A 1,032-nucleotide genomic window follows, 5' to 3' on the forward strand; every position below is an offset into this window, starting at 1 on the left:
CCGTGTTTGCGGGAAGCTGCGCCGATTTGTTCCATTTTAGGGACGGTAATTTGATTGCGTCCCCAGGAAAAATTAGTTTGCCAACCCTCCAACTCCAATAAAATCGCCTCAGCAAAACAGGCAAACATTTGACGAGAGGGAATATCCATATTAACGATTTTCATAATTTTCCAGTCAATATCGAGGGAATGCTCGACAATGCCGCCCTTAATCACCGAAATATCGGGGGCATTTAACACCGTGCCTAAATTTTTCGGATAACCACCATCAATAATAAGACAGGGGCGCTTGAGTTTATCCGGATCAATTTCCACCCCTTTAGGCAGACTAGCCACCCAAACAATGATATCAGCCAGGGGTAAAGCCTCCTCTAGGGGAAGAATTTTACCGCGTCCTAACTCCTCTTGCAGAGATTGTAAACGCTCTTGATTGCGTGCCACACATATTAGTTCTTTTGTATTGGTTTTTTCATTTAACCAACGACAAACGGCGCTGCCGATATCTCCGGTGGCCCCACAAACCACGACGGTAGATTGAGCTAAATCAACGCCCATTTTTTCAGCGAGGGTTTCCACCTGAGTGCAGATGACGTAAGCGGTGTGGGTGTTACCGGTGGTAAAACGGCCAAAATCTAGCTCGATATTGCGCACCTGTCGATTATCTTTGAGATTAAATTCCTCGAAAATAATTGAAGAAAAACCGCCGAGTGCGGTGATATTGATATCACTTTTTTGAGCGAGTGCCATGGCATTTAGCACCTTACGAATAGCAGACTTCACCCAACGATTCGACAACATCTCCGGTAAAAAACAGGATTCGATATATTTTCCTCTGATGGTTTGCCCCGTGATGCTGGTGACATGAAAATCATCGACAATTTGTGGGGGGGCCGCACACCAAAAATCTAATCCCTGGTTAGCATATTCAGGATAACCTAGATCGTCGGCGACCGATTGGGCGTGTTCTAAACTGGTAAGATGACCTATAAGACCAAACATTGATTGTTCTTTCGTTAGACTAGATGGCACTAGA

Annotated in this window: 1 protein-coding gene; it reads right to left on the minus strand. The window is 45.0% G+C overall.

What is annotated here, in order from left to right; genetic code table 11:
- The coding region (locus PX484_RS10325) for a long-chain acyl-[acyl-carrier-protein] reductase (protein ID WP_288103736.1) at nt 1-998 on the minus strand (998 nt) is incomplete at its 3' end.
- Nucleotides 999-1,032 lie beyond the last annotated feature (34 nt).

The sequence above is a fragment of the Microcystis sp. M49636_WE2 genome (genome assembly GCF_030065375.1).
GTDB classification, from domain to species: Bacteria; Cyanobacteriota; Cyanobacteriia; order Cyanobacteriales; family Microcystaceae; genus Microcystis; species Microcystis aeruginosa_C.